Raw genomic sequence first — 16382 nt, 5'->3', positions numbered from 1 at the left:
GCCAAGTCCCAGGCCTGACCAAGTCCCGGGCCTGACCAAGTCCCAGGCCTGGCCAAGTCCCGGCCGGACCAAGTCCCGGCCGGACCAAGTCCCAGGCCTGGCCAAGTCCCGGCCGGACCAAGTCCCGGGCCTGGCCAAGGCCCAGGCTGGCCAAGTCCCGGCCGGACCAAGTCCCGGGCCTGGCCAAGGCCCAGGCTGGCCAAGCCCCGGCCGGACCAAGTCCCGGGCCTGGCCAAGTCCCGGCCCCGCTAACCCGATTCGCGGCCGCACCCTGCCGATACCCGTCCTCACCCGACCAGTTGCCCGGGCCCGTCCGACCGGGCCCGGCCCGGCCCGACCAAGTCCCGGCGCCAGCGGCATCGTTGAAGTGATTGCCTTCCGAAGGCTTGTGGCCCGCTTGCCTCATCACTTAAATCAAAACATGAAGTAAGCCGAGGGGTCGCCCATCCGACCCCGGTAGCCACAGGGAGCCGCCGCATGAGACCACGCCGCAACAGACTCAGACCCCTCGGGGTCGCGCTGGCCGCCACGGCCGCGCTGATCACCCTGCCCCTCGCCCCCACGCCGGCCGCCGCGGCCGAGACCCCCCTGTCCCAGGGGAAGTCGGCCACCGCGTCCTCCGAGGAGAACTACGGCACCGGCGCGGCCGGCGCCGTCGACGGAGACATGGGGACCCGCTGGTCCTCCGCCGCCACCGACGACCAGTGGCTGCAGGTCGACCTGGGAGCCACCGCCTCTGTCACCCAGGTGGTGCTGAACTGGGAGACCGCCTACGGCAAGGACTACAAGGTCCAGATCTCCAAGGACGGCACCGGCTGGACCGACCTGAAATCCGTCACCGGCGGTGACGGCGGTGTCGACACTCTGGACGTCTCCGGACAGGGCCGCTACGTGCGCATGCTCGGCGTGCACCGCGCGACCTCGTACGGCTACTCCCTGTGGGAGTTCCAGGTGTTCGGCAGCACCAGCGGCACCCAGCCCGCCTGCGGCACGGCCAACGCCGCCCAGGGCAGGCCCGCTTCCGCCTCCTCCACCGAGAACGCCGGCACCCCCGCCTCCGCCGCCTTCGACGGCAGCACCTCGACCCGCTGGTCCAGCCAGCCCGCCGACCCCCAGTGGCTGCAGGTCGACCTGGGTTCCGTCCAGGACCTGTGCAAGGTGGACCTGAACTGGGAGGCCGCCTACGGCAAGGACTTCCAGATCCGGACCTCCACGGACGGCCAGAACTGGAGCACCCTGAAGAGCGTCACCGGCGCGACCGGCGGCACGGCGTCGTACGACGTCAGCGGCTCCGGCCGGTACGTCCGGATCAACGGCACCGCACGCGGCACCGGATACGGGTACTCCCTGTGGGAGGTCGCCGTGCACACCGGCTCCACCGGTGTCCCGCCGGTCCAGGGCGGCGGCGACCTGGGTCCGAACGTCATCGTCGTCGACCCCTCCACCCCGAACGTCCAGCAGAAGTTCGACGACGTCTTCGCCCGGCAGGAGTCGGCCCAGTTCGGCACCGGCCGCTACCAGTTCCTGCTCAAGCCGGGCACCTACAACGGCATCAACGCGCAAGTCGGCTTCTACACCTCGATCTCCGGACTCGGGCTGAACCCGGACGACACCCAGATCAACGGTGACGTCACCGTCGACGCGGGCTGGTTCAACGGCAACGCCACGCAGAACTTCTGGCGTTCGGCGGAGAACCTCGCGATCAGGCCGTCCAACGGCACCGACCGCTGGGCCGTCGCCCAGGCGGCGCCGTTCCGCCGTATTCACGTCCAGGGCGGCCTCAACCTCGCCCCGAACGGCTACGGCTGGGCCTCCGGCGGCTACATCGCGGACTCGAAGATCGACGGCACCGTGGGCCCGTACTCCCAGCAGCAGTGGTACACCCGGGACAGCTCGGTCGGCGGCTGGACCAACGGCGTGTGGAACATGACGTTCTCCGGCGTCCAGGGCGCACCGGCCACCAACTTCGACAGCGGCCCGTACACCACGCTGGACACCACCCCCGTCTCCCGCGAGAAGCCCTTCCTCTACCTGGACGGCTCCGCCTACAAGGTGTTCGTCCCGGCCAAGCGCACCAACGCCCGAGGCGTGTCCTGGCCGGCGAACGCGGGCACGTCCCTGTCGCTCGACCAGTTCTACGTCGTGAAGCCGGGCGCGACCGCCACCACCATCAACGCGGCCCTCGCCCAGGGCCTCAACCTCCTCTTCACGCCCGGCGTCTACCACCTCGACCGGACCATCGACGTCACCCGCGCCGGTACGGTCGTCCTGGGACTCGGTCTCGCCACCCTCGTCCCGGACAACGGCGTCGACGCGATGCACGTCGCCGACGTCGACGGCGTGAAGCTCGCCGGATTCCTCATCGACGCGGGCCAGGTCAACTCCGACACGCTCCTGCGCATCGGCACCCCCGGCGCCGGCGCGGACCACTCCGCCGATCCCACCACCATGCAGGACGTGTTCATCCGCGTCGGCGGCGCCGGACCCGGTCTCGCCACCAACTCCGTGGTGGTCGACAGCAACAACGTCGTCATCGACCACACCTGGATCTGGCGCGCCGACCACGGCAGCGGCGTCGGCTGGGACACCAACCGCGCCGACTACGGCCTGCGCGTCAACGGCAACGACGTCCTCGCCACCGGGCTGTTCGTCGAGCACTTCAACAAGTACGACGTGTACTGGAGCGGAGAACGCGGCCGCACGGTCTTCTTCCAGAACGAGAAGGCGTACGACGCCCCGAACGCCGCCGCCGTCACCCACGACGGCATCACCGGCTACGCGGCCTACAAGGTCGCCGACTCCGTCACCACGCACGAGGCCTGGGGCCTGGGCAGCTACTGCAACTACACGGCCGACCCCTCGATCGTCCAGCAGCACGGCTTCCAGGTGCCCACCGGCTCCGGCATCGAGATGCACGACCTGCAGGTGATCTCCCTCGGCGGCATGGGCCAGTACGCCCACGTCGTCAACAGCACCGGCGCACCCACCTCGGGGACGAGCACCGTCCCCTCCAAGGTGACGTCCTTCCCGTAGCCGGGATCCCTCGTCCCGGGCCGGTGCCCCGCTGCGGCCCGGGACGTCTCATGTGGGTCAGTCCCCGGTCAGGGTTTCGTACGGAGCCCGCCGGTAGGTCTCGCGGTAGAGGGCCGCGAACCGGCCGGGGTGATGGAAGCCCCAGCGGGCCGCGATCGCCGTGACCGTGACCCCGGAGCCCGGATCGGCGGCCACCAGGTCGTGATGGACGTGCGCGAGCCGTACCCGGCGCAGGTGGGCGAGCGGGGTCGTGTCCAGATGCCGGCGGAAGGCGTACTGCAGCGCGCGGACCGTCACATGCGCCGCGGCCGCGACGTCGGCGACCGTGGTGGGCTGGTCGGCGTGGTCGTCCATGTAGGCGAGCGCGCGCCGCAGCATCGCCGGATGCGCGTCGTTGCGGTCGGCCGCGGTCGGCTCGGGCAGCGCCGTACTGGGAAACGCGGTCAGCACGCTCGCCGCCAGGTGCTGGGCCGCCGTGGCGGCGATGAGCGGCTGGTCGGCGATCTGCGGATCGCACAGCACCGCATCCCGCAGATGGGTGATGGTGCGGGCGAGATGGGCGGCCGCGGCAGCCGACCGCGGCCGGTGACCGGTCAGCCGTACCGGTCCTGCCCCGTCCGGAGCGCCGGCCACCTGGGTGAGCAGTGCCGGATCCAGCATCGTGATGTTGTAGCGGGCGTTGCAGATCCGCCCCGAATACGGCAGGTCCGGTGGGGCGAACAGCACCACGTCGCCCGCCCCGAACGAGTCCTCGACGCCCTGGAAGCCGTGGTCCCGCACCGTCCCCTCGTGGACGACGCACAGACAGATCCGGCCCAGCGGCGTCACCGAGTAGCTCATCTCGAAGTCCAGCGAGAGTTCGTCGACGCTCACCGAGGAGATGCCGGCACGCCGGACCCGGGCGCGGTTCGAGCCGGGCGTGGCGCTGCCGATACGCATCCTGGCGTAGGCGTGGCTGAGGAAGTCCTCCGTGACGTCCAGGTCGTCACTGTCGAAGGTGAGCGTCTCCATGGTTCTCGATTGCCCCGGAGTGTCGCGGTGATGTGCCCGCTGATCAGGGGTTTTTCGTTTTTCGGCCTGCGACCTGCCATTTTGTTCGCCCACGGGCTGTCGCCGCCGGGCCGCGGTGCGCATGGTGGCGGCATGATCGACCATGATGAACAGACGGACCGGCTGGGGGCGCTCCGGGAGGAGGTGGCCCAGCTGCGGCGTGCCGTGTGCTCGCATGCCCTCGTCGACCAGGCGATCGGCGTGGTCGTCACCGTCGGTGCCCTCGGTCCCGAGCAGGGCTGGGCGGTGCTCAGACACATCTCTCAGCACACCAACGTCAAACTGCGCGAGGTGGCGCGCTGCCTGGTGCAGTGGCCGGCCACCGGCCGGCTGCCCGAGGCGATCCGCCGCACCCTGACCGCCGCCGTGGAACACGCCCGCGACAGCGCTCCCGACCGCCGCGGCGAGGAGCCGGAGTTGCGGTACGCGGAACTGAGCTGAGCGGCGGCTCTTCAGTCACCCACCCGTGCGGCCGTCCCGTCACCCACCCGTGCGGCCGTGCCGTCAGCCAGCGGTGCGGCGCTCCAGCCCGTGCGCACCAGTGCCGCGAGGCCGTCCAAGGCGCCGGTGGTGAGCGCACGCGGCCCGAAGCGGCCCTGGGGCCGACCCCTCCCTGAAGACCCTGCGCGTCATCGCCGGCACCTGACCGGTATGTCCCGAACTGCGTGGACGGCGGCCAGCGCTTAGGGTGACCACAGCGGGCGGCCCGGTGGCCGTCCGCTCCCCGGGTCAAGAAGCCGGCCCTCCTGACGAAGACACCCCTCGGCAGGGGGTGCTCGGCCCTGCCCGGCGGTCTCCGGGACCGGACCCGTGCGTCCGGCGGGCCTGCCGCCCCGGCAACTCGATGGGAGACGGCCCGACTTCACCCCGACCGGGAAGTCCCTCGCGGTTCCCGGTTTCGGACGCCCCGGCCCGGGGACCTCAATACGGCAACGCGCCGACCGCTTTCATTGCTTTCACCTTATTCACCTTTTTTGTTCTCATTTGTCAGTCGCATGACCCTAGGGCGCGGCCCCGCACGTCTGAGACCCCGCCTCCGCACGTGCCGGGCCCGTACCTGTGACCAGCGAAGAAAGGTACCGATGAGCGAGACCAACCCCCTCAAGCGAGCGGCGGACAAGGTGTCGGACGCTCTGAAGGGCGAGCCCGCGGGCCCCGAGAACGGCATCCCCGGCAAGCCGGGCCCGGAGTCGCCGCCGGTCGCCGAACCGACCGAACCCCGTGAACCGCTGCCCCCCAAGCCCGACCAGACCGGCCCGGCCACCGTCTCGCCCACCGGCCAGCCCACCGGCGCCGACCAGGCACGGATGGCGCAGAGCGGCGCCTATCTGACCAACGCCCAGGGCACGCGGCTGTACGACACCGACCACTCGCTCAAGGCGGGACCCCGCGGACCGGTGCTTCTGCAGGACCACCACCTGCGGGAAAAGGTCATGCACTTCGACCACGAGCGCATCCCCGAGCGCGTGGTCCACGCCCGCGGCGCCGGAGCGCACGGGGTGTTCCGCAGCTACGGCACGGCGGCCAACGTGACGAAGGCGGCCTTCCTCGCCGAGGACGTCGAGACGCCCGTCTTCGTACGCTTCTCCACCGTGCTGGGCTCCCGCGGCTCCGCCGACACCGTCCGCGACACCCGGGGCTTCGCGACCAAGTTCTACACCAGCGAGGGCGTCTTCGACCTGGTCGGCAACAACATCCCGGTGTTCTTCATCCAGGACGCGATCAAGTTCCCGGACGTCATCCACGCCGGCAAGCCGCACCCGGACCGGGAGATCCCGCAGGCGCAGAGCGCCCACGACACCTTCTGGGACTTCGTCACCCTGCACACCGAGGCCACCCACCACACCCTGTGGAACATGTCCGACCGCGGCATCCCGCGCTCCTTCCGGACGATGGAGGGCTTCGGCGTCCACACCTTCCGCCTGGTCGACGCCGACGGCCGGACCACCCTGGTGAAGTTCCACTGGAAGCCGAAGCTGGGCGTGCACTCCCTGGTCTGGGAGGAGGCGCAGATCATCAACGGCGTCGACCCGGACTTCCACCGCCGCGACCTCGCCGACGCCATCGAGTCGGGCGCCTACCCGGAGTGGGAGTTCGGCATCCAGACCTTCCCCGACACCCCCGACCAGACCTTCGAGGGCATCGACCTGCTGGACCCGACGAACATCGTCCCCGAGGAACTGGCCCCCGTGCAGCCCATCGGGCTGCTCACCCTGAACCGCAACCCGTCGAACTTCTTCGCCGAGACCGAACAGGTCGCCTTCCACGTCGGCCACCTCGTCCCCGGCATCGACGTCACCGACGACCCGCTGCTCGCCGGGCGCCTGTTCTCCTACCTGGACACCCAGATCACCCGCCTGGGCGGCCCCAACTTCCCGCAGCTGCCCATCAACCGGCCGCATGCCCCGGTCAACGACATGCTGCGCGACGGCATGCACCAGACCGCCGTGCACCGGGGGGTGGCCCCCTACCGCCCCAACTCCCTGGACGGCGGCTGCCCGTTCACGGCCGGCGCCGACCTCGGGGCGTACGTCGAGGCCCCCGTCCGGGTGCCCGAGTCGACGAAGGTCCGTGCGGCACCCGAGTCGTTCGCCGACCACTTCAGCCAGCCGCGCCGGTTCTGGCTCAGCATGAGCCCGGTGGAGCGCGAGCACATCATCGGCGCCTACACCTTCGAACTGGCCAAGTGCTACGAGGTGGCCATCCGCGAGCGGGCACTGCGGGTCCTGGCGAACATCGACCCGGAGCTGTGCGCCGGCGTCGCGGCGGGCCTCGGCCTGCCCGTGCCCGAGCCCACCGTGCCGCTGGCCGACGTCACGCCGAGCCCGGTCCTGTCGCAGCTCGGACACACCTGGCCGACCGACGGCCGGATCATCGGCATCGTCACCGGCCCCGACGGCGACCTCGACGGCGTACGGGCCGTGCGCCGGGCCGTGCTGGACGGCGGCATGGTCCCGCTCGTCGTCGCACCCACCGGCGGCACCCTCGGCGACGGCTCGGACGCGCTGGCCGTACAGCGGACCTACGTCACCGCCCGCTCCGTCGAGTTCGACGCCCTGCTGGTGGCGGGCACCCCCGGCGTCGGCGCGGACGCCTACGGCGCCCGCGACGCCAAGGCGGGCCTGCCCACATCCCAGCAGGCCACCCCCGACCCGCGGGTCGGGCTGCTGCTGACCGAGGCGTACCGGCACGGCAAGGCCATCGGCGCGGCCAAGGGCGGCGAGAGCGCCCTGGAGGCGGCCGGCATCCCGCTCGACGCCCCCGGTGTGGTCGTCGGCGACAGCGCGGAGAACGTCCTGCAGCAGCTGACCCGGCTGCTGGGCGCCCACCGGGTCTGGGAGCGCTTCCCGTCCGCCGTCGCCTGACCGGCACGGCGGCGACGCGCGGCCGGGCGTCCACCGGCCCGGTCCCGGTCCTGCCCCGCGCCAGGCAGGAGCGTCGTCCTGGTCGGGCCGCGCGCCGCGCCAGGCAGCAGCGTCGCCCCCGGGCGGCGGCACGGCCGGCGTACCCAGGACGCGGCCCGGCCCGTGCGGCGGCGGGCCCTATGGCGCGCGGCCGTTCAGGATTCGGCCGTCCGGCACAGCAACAGGCAGATGTCGTCGTCGTGTTCGGAGTCCTGCAGCATCGGCTTGAGCAGGGAGTCGGCCGCGGTCTCCAGGTCCTCCAGCTCCGCGGCGCCGAGCGCGCCCATGGCCTGCGCGAGCCGGTCTATGCCCGCGTCGATCCCGGCCGACCGCCGCTCCACGAGACCATCGGTGTAGAGCGCGAGTGTGGAGCCCGCCGGCAGCTCGACGCTCTGCTCCTCGTACTCGTACGGCACCGGAACGCCCAGCATGATCCCCGGCTTGACGTCCAGCACGCGCACCTCGCCCCCGGGGCCCCGGGTGAGGGGCGGCGGATGCCCGGCGGCGGCCCACACGACACCGGGCTCACCGGGCGTGAACCGGGCGATGGCACAGGTCGCGTACAACTCGGGCTGCTGGTGGCGCAGCATCCGGTGCAGCAGGGTCAGGATGCGGGCGGGGCCGTTGCCCTCGACGGCGTACGCGCGCAGCGCGGTGCGCAACTGCCCCATGATGACGGCGGCGCGCAGTCCGTGCCCGGTGACGTCCCCTATCACCGTCAGCACGCTGCCGTCCGGCTGCGGGAAGGCGTCGTACCAGTCGCCGCCGATGTTCAGGCCGTGCGTGGCCGGCAGGTAGCGGGCGGCCAGTTCGAGGCCCTCGGTGCTGGGCAGGTCGGTCAGCTGGGCGCGTTGCAGGGCTTCGGCGATGTCGCGGTGCTGCTCGTACCGGCGGGCGTTGTCGAGCGCGATGCCCGCCCGCCGGGCCACCTCGAGGAGCATCACGGTGGTGTCCGGCTCGAAGCGGTCGCCGGGCGCGGCCAGCGTCAGCACACCCTGCACGCTGCGGGCGCCGAGCGGCAGGCACAGCAGCGGCCGGTCCGGGGACAGCGCGGAGGCCGGCAGGTCGTCCACGCCCGGCAGTTCCCCCGGGTGGGGGCCGGCGTGCTGGGGGCGGCCGGTGCGGGCCGCCGCCACCGTGGCCGCCGCCCGCGCGCCCGGGGGCGTGCGCTCGTCGTCCATGAGCCAGATGTCCACGTGCGCGGCGTACTCCGGCACCAGCAGCTCCGGCAGCCGGCGCAGGATGTCGTCGTGCTCCAGGGAGGCGTTGAGGGCGGCGCTGGCATTGGCCAGAAAGGTCAGCAGCCGGCGGGCGTTCTCGGCCTCCGCGCGCGCGGCCCGCTCGGCGTCGAGGAGCTCGCGCTGCGCCAGCGCGGCGGCCTCCAGCTCGGCGTGCAGGGCGAGCACACCCTGGTTGGTCTGGTGCAGCTCCTCCCGGTGGAAGCGGACCAGTTGCTCCGTCTCGTCCACGTCCGCCAGGGCGGCGGCCGCGTCCTCGTCGGCGGCCAGCAGCGCCTCGGCGAGCCCGGCGTCGTCCAGGTCGGCCGGATCGGGCAGCGGACCGGCCGTGGGGGAGGGGCGGACGACCGTGTGCCGCCACGGCTCGGTCCCGGCCACGGCGATCTCGAGTCGGCCGTCCGGGTGGGCGGTCACCGTCAGACGCGTGCACGCCTCGTCCAGGCCCCGGCGCAGCCGGGCGCCGAGCGCGGCCAGCAGCCGGGCGCGTGCGGGCGCCGGCACGCCGGTGTCCGCCGTGAACCGGGCCAGCACCGCGCGGGCGCGGATCGCGTCGGCGGCGGAGGCGATGGTCCAGGTGTCAGAGGTGGCTGTCATGAGCGCTGGTCCGGCGGTCGGGGGCCAGTACGGCCACACTGGTGTCGTCGCGTTCTGGGCGGGCCGGGCTGCCGGCGTCGCGCAGGATCGTCGCGGCCACCACCGACGGGTCGTGACCGAGCAGATGGGGGTCCTCCGGCGGGATCCAGCGGCTGGGCAGTCCGTCACTGTGCACGACGAGCAGATTCTCCCGGCCCCAGGGCAGCCGCCGCACCGGGACGTGCGCGGGGAAGTAGGCCCCGACGGTCCCCGGGTGGGAGACGAGGGAGGTCCAGCCGTCCCCGGTCCACATCCGCGCGCCGACGTTGCCGACCCCGGCGAAGCACAGTTCCGCCCGCTCCGTGTCGACCTGGGCCACGGAGATCGCCGCGCCCCTGGTGCGGCGCAGAGCGGTGTGCAGCAGGCGCAGGATCTCGACGGGCGGCAGATGCGCGGCGCGGTGCAGTTCCGCCACCGCGGTACCGGCCGCGTGCGCTGCCTTGGGGCCGTGTCCCAGGCCGTCGGCGAGCAGCAGCGTCAGCAGCCGGCCGGAACGCGCCCAGGTCCACGCGTCACCGCACTCCTCGGCCTGCGCGAGTGCGATGGCGATACCGCCCGCCGGCACGTCCGCCGCCGGTGTCCGGCGGCCCTCCGGCTCCCGGTCGATGCGCGCGGTGGCCACCGTGCCGCGGCCGGGCGCGCTGTACAGGTGGAAGGCGTTCGCGCTGCGCACACAGCTGCCAAGGCCCGCGCCCAGAGAGGCGTTCACGGTGCTGTAGCCGTCCCGCAGCGCCACGGCGACATCGGCGATGCCCGGCCCGTGATCGAGGGAGAAGACCTGCACCGAGGTGCCCGTACGGCCGTTCGGCGGCAGCACCAGGTTCACCGCTATGCGGCCGCCGCCCGCGTGCTTGAGCAGGTTGGTGGCCAGCTCGGTGGCGACCAGTTCCGCGGCGGCCGTGCGCGGCGGCGCCAGGCCCGCGTGGTCACACGCCTCCCGGGCGGCGATCCGGGCGTCCCGGACCCGGGTGGCGTCGTGCACCGGCACCTCCCAGACCCGGCTCATCCGAGCCCCGGACGCGACGAGGGAACCGGGGCCACCCAGGCGACGGCCGTGACGGTCGTGCCCCGGCCCGGTTCGGTGTCCACACTGAACTCCTGCACCAGCCGTCGGGCGCCGCTCATCCCCAGACCGAGACCGCCCCCGCTGGTGTAGCCGTCGGTCATGGCCAGCTCCAGGTCACGGATGCCCGGGCCCTCGTCGATGAAGCGCATCCGCAGACCCCGGCTGCGGCCGTTGTCCAGCGGGGCGATCTCCGCCCGGCCGCCGCCGCCGTGCACCAGCGTGTTGCGGGCGAGCTCACTCGCCGCCGTGACCAGCTTCGTCTGCTGGACCAGGCCGAAACCGAGCTGCGCCGCGCACTGCCGCACCTCCTGCCGCACCCAGGCCAGATCCGCGTCCGAGCCGATGGGCAGGATCGTCGTCGCGGAAGCCTGGCCGGAGGTCCGCATCATGTCCCCCTCTGGGACAGCAGTTCCATGGCACGGTCCACGTCCAGGGCGGTGACCAGACCGGGCAGCGTCAGGCCCAGCTCCACCAGCGTGATCGCCACGGCGGGCCGCATTCCGGCCAGCACCGTACGTGCCGCCAGCAGCCGGGCCGTGGAGGCGATCTCCGCGAGCACCCGGCCGAGGAACGAGTCGACGATGTCCACTCCGGAGATGTCGATGACCACACCGGTCACCCTGTTCGTGGCGATACGGCTCGTGATGTCGTGCTGAAGCTGCTCGGCCATGCCGTCGTGCAGCTCCCCCTGGAGCGAGACGAGCAGTACGTCGCCCAGGGCGAGCACCGGGATCTGGGTCGGCTGACCGGGAGTGGACTGGTTCACCGGGCGCTCGCACCCGCGTCCGGACGGGAGATCTCTATGCCCTGCCGGCTCAGCGTGTAGGCGAGCGCGTCGGCCAGCGAGGCGCGCGTCAGCACCGTGCCCAGGTCGATGCCCAGCTGCACGATGGTCTGGGCGATGGCCGGGCGGATACCGGAGACGATGCACTCCGCGCCCATCAGCCGCGCGGCCGCCACCGTCTTCATGAGGTGCTGCGCTACCAGCGAGTCGACCGTGGGCACCCCGGTGATGTCCAGGATGGCGTACCGGGCCCGCTGCTCGACGATGGCCTCCAGCAGCGACTCCATGACGACCTGGCTGCGCGCGCTGTCGAGCGTGCCGATCAGCGGTACGGCGACCGTGCCCTCCCACAACTTGATGACGGGCGTGGCCACTTCGAGCAGCTGCTGGCGCTGGCGCTCGATGAGCTCCGCGTTCGCGTCCAGGGCCGTCTCCATCACCACCAGGCGAAGGGTGCACATCAGCAGGGTCAGCGCGAGCACGCTCTCCTGGCTCTGCGGGGTGGCGGGGTCGGAAAGCTCCGCCCGCAGCAGTTCGACGACGGGGACGCGCAGCGCGGCCACCTCGTCGGCGATCTGGGCCGGCGTGGAGCCCCCGCGGGCCCGGGTCTGGGTCATCCGCCCCAGCTGCTCGCGCACCGGTCTGAATCCCGGTGCCCCGATGTCCTCGAGCCGGCCGCTCGCCGCCACCTCCGACAGGGCGTCCACCACGGCCTTGCACGCCTCGACCGCCTCGTCGCGGGAGACGGTGAAGACGGAGCGGAACAGCGACGCGTCGGCCCAGCGCTGCGCGACCTGTTCGCGGCGCTCCTCCAGGAAGGAACTCACCACCTGCGGCGCCGATTCGGCCGCGTCCTGCTCGGACACTTACATCCTCTCCTCTCACGCAGCCGGGTGCCGTCGCGGGTCGGCCGGCTCCGAGCCGATCATTGCCGTACGGCAACAGTAGCCGCCGGTCCGTGCCCGGCCAAACTCCTCGGCGGGCTCCCCGCCCGCCGGTGTCCGCGACGTCCGGTTCGCCCGCGGACCGCCCGGTCCGCCTCCGGGGTCCGGCGGGAGCCGGACACCTGCGGCCCGACGGTACCGGGTCTGTTCGACGGTCCCCACATGGGCGTATGTACCGGCGGCGCTCCCTCCGGGGCCGCCGCCTAGTACGCCGACGACCGCCCCGGCGCCGGTGAGAGGTGCCCCTGGGTGGCCTTCCGCTCGCGCGCGTACCGGTACGGCCGGGCAGTGCCCGCCCGCCGGCACGGCTGAGGGGTGCCCGCACGGCGGTACGGCCGGGCGACGCCCGCTCGCCGCTCCCGTGCGGGAGTGCCCGCGCACCCGCACGGTGCGGGAGTGCCCGCACTCCGGTAGGGCCCGGGCACGTCCTCGCCCTCGTACGGGTGGAGGGCGGGCTGCCGTCGGGCCGAGGGGCGGGCGGGTCGCCGCCGCCGGGGAGGGACGGCGGACGGGCCGGCGTCCGCCCGCCGCCGCACCACGGTCTCTTTCCCACGCACGTCGACACGGCTCCTTTCTTGCGTCAAGCAGTCTCGGCCCGGCGGCTGCAAGCCGCCGGGCCGGTGTCGCTGAGCCGTCTACCCCGAATCACGCCGGACTCCCGCCGGTGTTGCCGACGTCACCCGGGAGTGCGACCGGTCACGACAGGCCGCCGCCCTCGGGGCCGCCGACCTCGCCGCGCCAGGCCCCGGTCGCCCGGCCGCCGCGTTCCTCGATGAACTCCTTGAAGCGGTGCAGATCACCCGTTACACGTCGCTTGACCAGGCCGAGCCGGTCACCGACCGTCTCGGTCACACCCTCGGGCTCGAAGTCCAGCTGCAGCATCACCTTCGTGCTGGAGTCGTCGATGCGGTGGAACGTCACCACGCCGGCCTGCCGGGCCGAACCGTCCACTGTGGTCCACGCCACCCGCTCGTCGGGCCGCTGCTCGGTGATCGCGGCGTCGAACTCGCGCCGGACCCCGCCGATGTTCGTCACCCAGTGGGTGAGCGTGTCGGTCCGCTGTTCGATGCGCTCGACGCCCTCCATGAACTCCGGGAAGGTCTCGAACTGGGTCCACTGGTTGTAGGCGGTGTGCACCGGCACCTCGACCCGCACGGACTCCTCGACCTGAGACATGAACACTTCCTCTCGTTGCGTCGGCTGGTTGAGAGGATCGGGTTCCTGGCTGCGCCAGGGTTATGCCTGGACGCGGCGACCGAAGGAAAGTGCGTGCCGGTGTGTCCGCCCGGACCGGCGCGTGTCAGTCCCGCGCCGCCACCGGGGACTCGCGGCGCGCCTGCCCGGGCTGCGCGGCCGGCGAGGGCCTCCCGCGGCGCCTCAGCAGCAGCCTTCGCGCCGGGCACTCCACCGCCTCGTACAGCGCCCAGGACAGCGCGAGCGACACCGCGAACACGGCCGCGGTGACGGCCGCCCCGGCCGGCAGCCCGAAGTGCGGCTTCCGGCCCAGCAGGTGGGTGGCGGCGCGCAGCACCAGCAGGTGAACCATGTAGAAGGCGAACGACAGTTCACCGAGCCGCACGAGCCGTGGGCGCCGCCACATCGAGGGCCGCCCGTGCAGGTCCGCGACGGCCGCCGCCGGGATCAGCAGCACGAACCCGACGACGGTGCACACCGTGGCGTACCCGGGCTTGAGCTGCGGGACGAAGAAGTAGCCGATGAGGGCCACGGCCAGCGACGCCTCGAGACCCGGCCCGCGCCACCGGCCGAGCAGCACGAGCCGTGCCGTGACCGCGCCGAGCACGAACTCGGGCAGCCGGGCCGCGGGAAGGGAATAGAGCGAATAGGTCCACCAGTGGTGGACCTCGGACCGGGCCAGTACCAGGACCGCGGCCAGCGACAGCACGCCGAGCGCGGCCGACCCGCGGGCGCCGAGCCGGCGCAGCACCAGGAACAGCAGCGGGAAGGCGGCGTAGAAGAAGGCCTCGCAGGCCAGGGACCAGCTGACCGGGTTCAGCGTCTGCCACCACGGGCGCCACCAGGAGTGCAGCAGCAGCGTGTTGGCCACCGTCTGCTTCGGTGTCGGGCGTGGCTCGTGCGCGAGCGTGTACGCCAGCACCAGGGCCATGGCCAGGGTGGCCAGATGTACCGGGTAGACGCGTGCGACGCGCCGCCGCCAGAAGGAGAGGGCGCGGTCACCGGGCCGTGCCGACCAGGTCAGCACGAACCCGGACAGGACGAAGAAGAACGACACCCCGGTGGCGCCGGCACCGAACGCCCAGGACACCGCGCGACCGCCGATGCCCGCGAAGTAACCGAAGTTGTTCACGTGCAGTCCGAACACCAGCAGCGCGGCCATCCAGCGCAGTCCGGTCAGCGACGGCAGCGAGGGCCGGGCGGCGGGTGACGGGGATGCGTCTCCGGCGGACCGCTCGCCGCCGGTTCTCGTGGTCCGGAGCGCCCGGGTCGTCGCCGTGGTCATCGGATCACCTGCCGCAGGGCGTTCGCGTGGAGCATGGAGGGGAGCCTTGCCGGTGGCCCCGCATCCATCACGTCACTCCGGAAACATCACACTGCTGCCCGTCGACATGGCCCCGGTATGCCACGGACGGCGGGACCGCGTACACCCGTACGGGTGGGGCCGTCGCGGGCGAAGCTCGGTGGCCGGTCCTGCCCTGCTGCCGGCCCCCGGTTCGGCCCGATGCCGGGACCGCGTACACCCGTACGGGTGGCGCGGCGGGCGTGGCTCGGTGGGCCGGTTCTGCCCTGCTCCCGGCTCACCCGGTCCGGCCTGTGCCGGGACCGTGTACACCGGTACGGGTGGGGCGCGGCGGGCGGGGCTCGGTGGGGTGATCCTGCCCTGCTCCCGGCCCCCCGGTTCGGCCCGTCTCCGGTCCGTCGGTACAGGTCAGGCCGCCGCGCCGGGGCCGGCGAGGGCTTCGGCGAGCTGCTCCCGGGTCATCCTGGAGCGGCCCGGCACACCTGCCTGGCTCGCCCGCTCGTACAGTTCCGCCTTCGACAGGGACGCCAGCTCAGCGGACTTCTTGCGCCCGGCCGCCCGCTTACGGCCGCCGGCCGGCTCGCGCCCGTCGGTCCGCTTGCCCGCGGCGGTCGGCTTGCCCGCGGCGGCTCGCTTGCCCCCGGCGGTCCGCCCGCGGCCGTCGGTCTGCCCACGGCGTCCGGCGCTCTCCCCGGTGCCGGTGCCACGGCCGGTGCCGCCGCGACGGCCGGTGCCGCTGTCGCCCTCGCCGTCGCGCCGACGGCCGGCCGAGCGGCCCGCGCGCCGGGCGTCGCCGCCCTCGCGGCCCCGGGATCTGCTCTCCTCGACGCTCCGGCTGAGCGCCTCCATGAGGTCGACGACGTTGGTGGCCTCCGGCGGTTCCGCCTCGCCGACGACCTCCTCGCCCTTCCGCTTGGCGGCGACGAGACGTCCGACGCGCTCCTCGTAGGTGTCGTGGTACTCCGCCGGGTCCCAGTCGACGGTGAGCGCGTCGATCAGCTGCTCGGCCGCCTGCAGCTCCTTGTCGCCGACCTTGGTGTGCCCGTCCGGCAGCAGGTCGACCACGTCGGCGGGGTCGCGTACCTCGTCGGCCCAGTGCAGGGTGTGCAGGACGAGGACGCGGGGCTGGGCGCGCAACGCGGTCAGGTACTCCTTGCCCCGCATGGTGAGGGTGGCGATCCCGGCCTTGTCCGCACGCTCGAGCGCCGCGCGCATCAGCTCGTAGACCTTCACGTACTCCTTGCCGCGCGGGCCGACGTAGTACGTGCGGGCGAAGTAGACGGGCTCGACTCGGCGCAGATCGACGAACCCCGCGATGTCGATCGCCTTCGAGCGGCCCGGCGCGATCTCCTCCAGCTCCTCCGGTTCCACGACCACGTACTCGCCGTCACCGACTTCGTACCCTTTCACGATCCGGTCGGTGTCGACCTCCTTGCCCGTGCGCTCGTTGACCCGCTTGTTGCGCACGCGGTCCGAGGTGCCGCGCTGGAGCTGGTGGAAGTGCACGGTGTGGTCCTCGGTCGCGGTGTACAGCCCCACGGGCAGCGTGACCAGCCCGAAGGTCAGGACGCCGGTCCAGATGGGTCTCGCCATGGCTCCTCGCTTCCCGTGGTGCCGGCCGGCGGCCTGGGGGTCTCGGATTCCGCGGCCGAATCCCGTGGCGGTCGGGCGTCGGTGGCCTTCCGGCGACGGGTCCGGGACGGCTGGCCCGCCTGTGTGCGCCCCGGAGTACG

12 protein-coding genes are annotated in these 16382 nt (G+C 72.8%); 3 read left to right on the top strand and 9 right to left on the bottom strand.

What is annotated here, in order from left to right:
* Positions 1-477 precede the first annotated feature (477 nt).
* Positions 478-3033, top strand: coding sequence for a pectate lyase-like domain-containing protein (locus ABVB68_RS18985; protein ID WP_353602249.1), 2556 nt, complete (start codon positions 478-480; stop codon positions 3031-3033).
* Between the two features lie 57 nt (positions 3034-3090).
* Here the strand turns inward: ABVB68_RS18985 and ABVB68_RS18980 are convergent, their stop codons facing one another.
* Positions 3091-4044 carry a helix-turn-helix domain-containing protein gene (locus ABVB68_RS18980; protein WP_353602248.1) on the bottom strand — a complete coding sequence of 318 codons (954 nt, stop codon included), beginning with the start codon at positions 4042-4044 and terminating at the stop codon, positions 3091-3093.
* Between the two features lie 132 nt (positions 4045-4176).
* Between ABVB68_RS18980 and ABVB68_RS18975 the strand changes: the two genes are divergently transcribed.
* Positions 4177-4524 carry an ANTAR domain-containing protein gene (locus ABVB68_RS18975; RefSeq protein WP_353602247.1) on the top strand — a complete coding sequence of 116 codons (348 nt, stop codon included), beginning with the start codon at positions 4177-4179 and terminating at the stop codon, positions 4522-4524.
* Positions 4525-5165: 641 nt separating this feature from the next.
* A complete protein-coding gene (locus ABVB68_RS18970) occupies positions 5166-7448 on the top strand; it encodes a catalase (protein WP_353602246.1) in 2283 nt (760 codons plus the stop codon).
* A gap of 194 nt (positions 7449-7642) precedes the next feature.
* On the opposite strand, the gene ABVB68_RS18965 is transcribed toward ABVB68_RS18970, so the two are convergent.
* The 8 genes from ABVB68_RS18965 to ku form a co-directional block, all read right to left on the bottom strand.
* Positions 7643-9319, bottom strand: a complete 1677-nt coding sequence (locus ABVB68_RS18965) for a PP2C family protein-serine/threonine phosphatase (protein ID WP_353602245.1) — start codon at positions 9317-9319, stop codon at positions 7643-7645.
* Positions 9303-10364 carry a SpoIIE family protein phosphatase gene (locus ABVB68_RS18960; protein ID WP_353602244.1) on the bottom strand — a complete coding sequence of 354 codons (1062 nt, stop codon included), beginning with the start codon at positions 10362-10364 and terminating at the stop codon, positions 9303-9305. The genes ABVB68_RS18965 and ABVB68_RS18960 overlap by 17 nt, the downstream gene beginning before the upstream one ends.
* On the bottom strand, positions 10361-10810 hold the full coding sequence (locus ABVB68_RS18955; protein ID WP_353602323.1) for an anti-sigma regulatory factor: 450 nt from the start codon (positions 10808-10810) through the stop codon (positions 10361-10363). Before ABVB68_RS18955 ends, ABVB68_RS18960 begins: the two co-directional genes overlap by 4 nt.
* A complete protein-coding gene (locus ABVB68_RS18950) occupies positions 10810-11190 on the bottom strand; it encodes an STAS domain-containing protein (protein WP_353602243.1) in 381 nt (126 codons plus the stop codon). Before ABVB68_RS18950 ends, ABVB68_RS18955 begins: the two co-directional genes overlap by 1 nt.
* Positions 11187-12074: an STAS domain-containing protein gene (locus ABVB68_RS18945; protein WP_353602242.1), complete on the bottom strand. Its 888-nt coding sequence runs from the start codon at positions 12072-12074 to the stop codon at positions 11187-11189. Before ABVB68_RS18945 ends, ABVB68_RS18950 begins: the two co-directional genes overlap by 4 nt.
* A 774-nt stretch (positions 12075-12848) precedes the next feature.
* Positions 12849-13328, bottom strand: a complete 480-nt coding sequence (locus ABVB68_RS18940; RefSeq protein ID WP_353602241.1) for an SRPBCC family protein — start codon at positions 13326-13328, stop codon at positions 12849-12851.
* A gap of 124 nt (positions 13329-13452) precedes the next feature.
* The gene (locus ABVB68_RS18935; RefSeq protein ID WP_353602240.1) at positions 13453-14631 is read right to left on the bottom strand and encodes an acyltransferase family protein; all 1179 of its coding nucleotides are present in this window, start codon (positions 14629-14631) and stop codon (positions 13453-13455) included.
* A 426-nt stretch (positions 14632-15057) separates the two neighbouring features.
* A complete protein-coding gene (ku, locus tag ABVB68_RS18930) occupies positions 15058-16242 on the bottom strand; it encodes a non-homologous end joining protein Ku (protein WP_353602239.1) in 1185 nt (394 codons plus the stop codon).
* Positions 16243-16382 lie beyond the last annotated feature (140 nt).

It is taken from the genome of Streptomyces sp. NPDC096012 (assembly GCF_040426375.1).
Classification (GTDB): Bacteria; Actinomycetota; Actinomycetes; order Streptomycetales; family Streptomycetaceae; genus Streptomyces.
Note: the sequence above shows the minus strand (reverse complement) of the source record. Positions and strands in the feature narration are given on the sequence as shown.

Bases quoted from the DNA above. Each gene is read 5' to 3' on its own strand.
- ABVB68_RS18985 (WP_353602249.1), top strand. From the start codon at position 478: ATGAGACCACGCCGCAACAGACTCAGACCCCTCGGGGTCGCGCTGGCC.
- ABVB68_RS18975 (WP_353602247.1), top strand. From the start codon at position 4,177: ATGATCGACCATGATGAACAGACGGACCGGCTGGGGGCGCTCCGGGAG.
- ku (WP_353602239.1), bottom strand. From the start codon at position 16,242: ATGGCGAGACCCATCTGGACCGGCGTCCTGACCTTCGGGCTGGTCACG.
- ABVB68_RS18965 (WP_353602245.1), bottom strand. From the start codon at position 9,319: ATGACAGCCACCTCTGACACCTGGACCATCGCCTCCGCCGCCGACGCG.
- ABVB68_RS18970 (WP_353602246.1), top strand. From the start codon at position 5,166: ATGAGCGAGACCAACCCCCTCAAGCGAGCGGCGGACAAGGTGTCGGAC.
- ABVB68_RS18980 (WP_353602248.1), bottom strand. From the start codon at position 4,044: ATGGAGACGCTCACCTTCGACAGTGACGACCTGGACGTCACGGAGGAC.
- ABVB68_RS18940 (WP_353602241.1), bottom strand. From the start codon at position 13,328: ATGTCTCAGGTCGAGGAGTCCGTGCGGGTCGAGGTGCCGGTGCACACC.
- ABVB68_RS18955 (WP_353602323.1), bottom strand. From the start codon at position 10,810: ATGCGGACCTCCGGCCAGGCTTCCGCGACGACGATCCTGCCCATCGGC.
- ABVB68_RS18935 (WP_353602240.1), bottom strand. From the start codon at position 14,631: ATGACCACGGCGACGACCCGGGCGCTCCGGACCACGAGAACCGGCGGC.
- ABVB68_RS18960 (WP_353602244.1), bottom strand. From the start codon at position 10,364: ATGAGCCGGGTCTGGGAGGTGCCGGTGCACGACGCCACCCGGGTCCGG.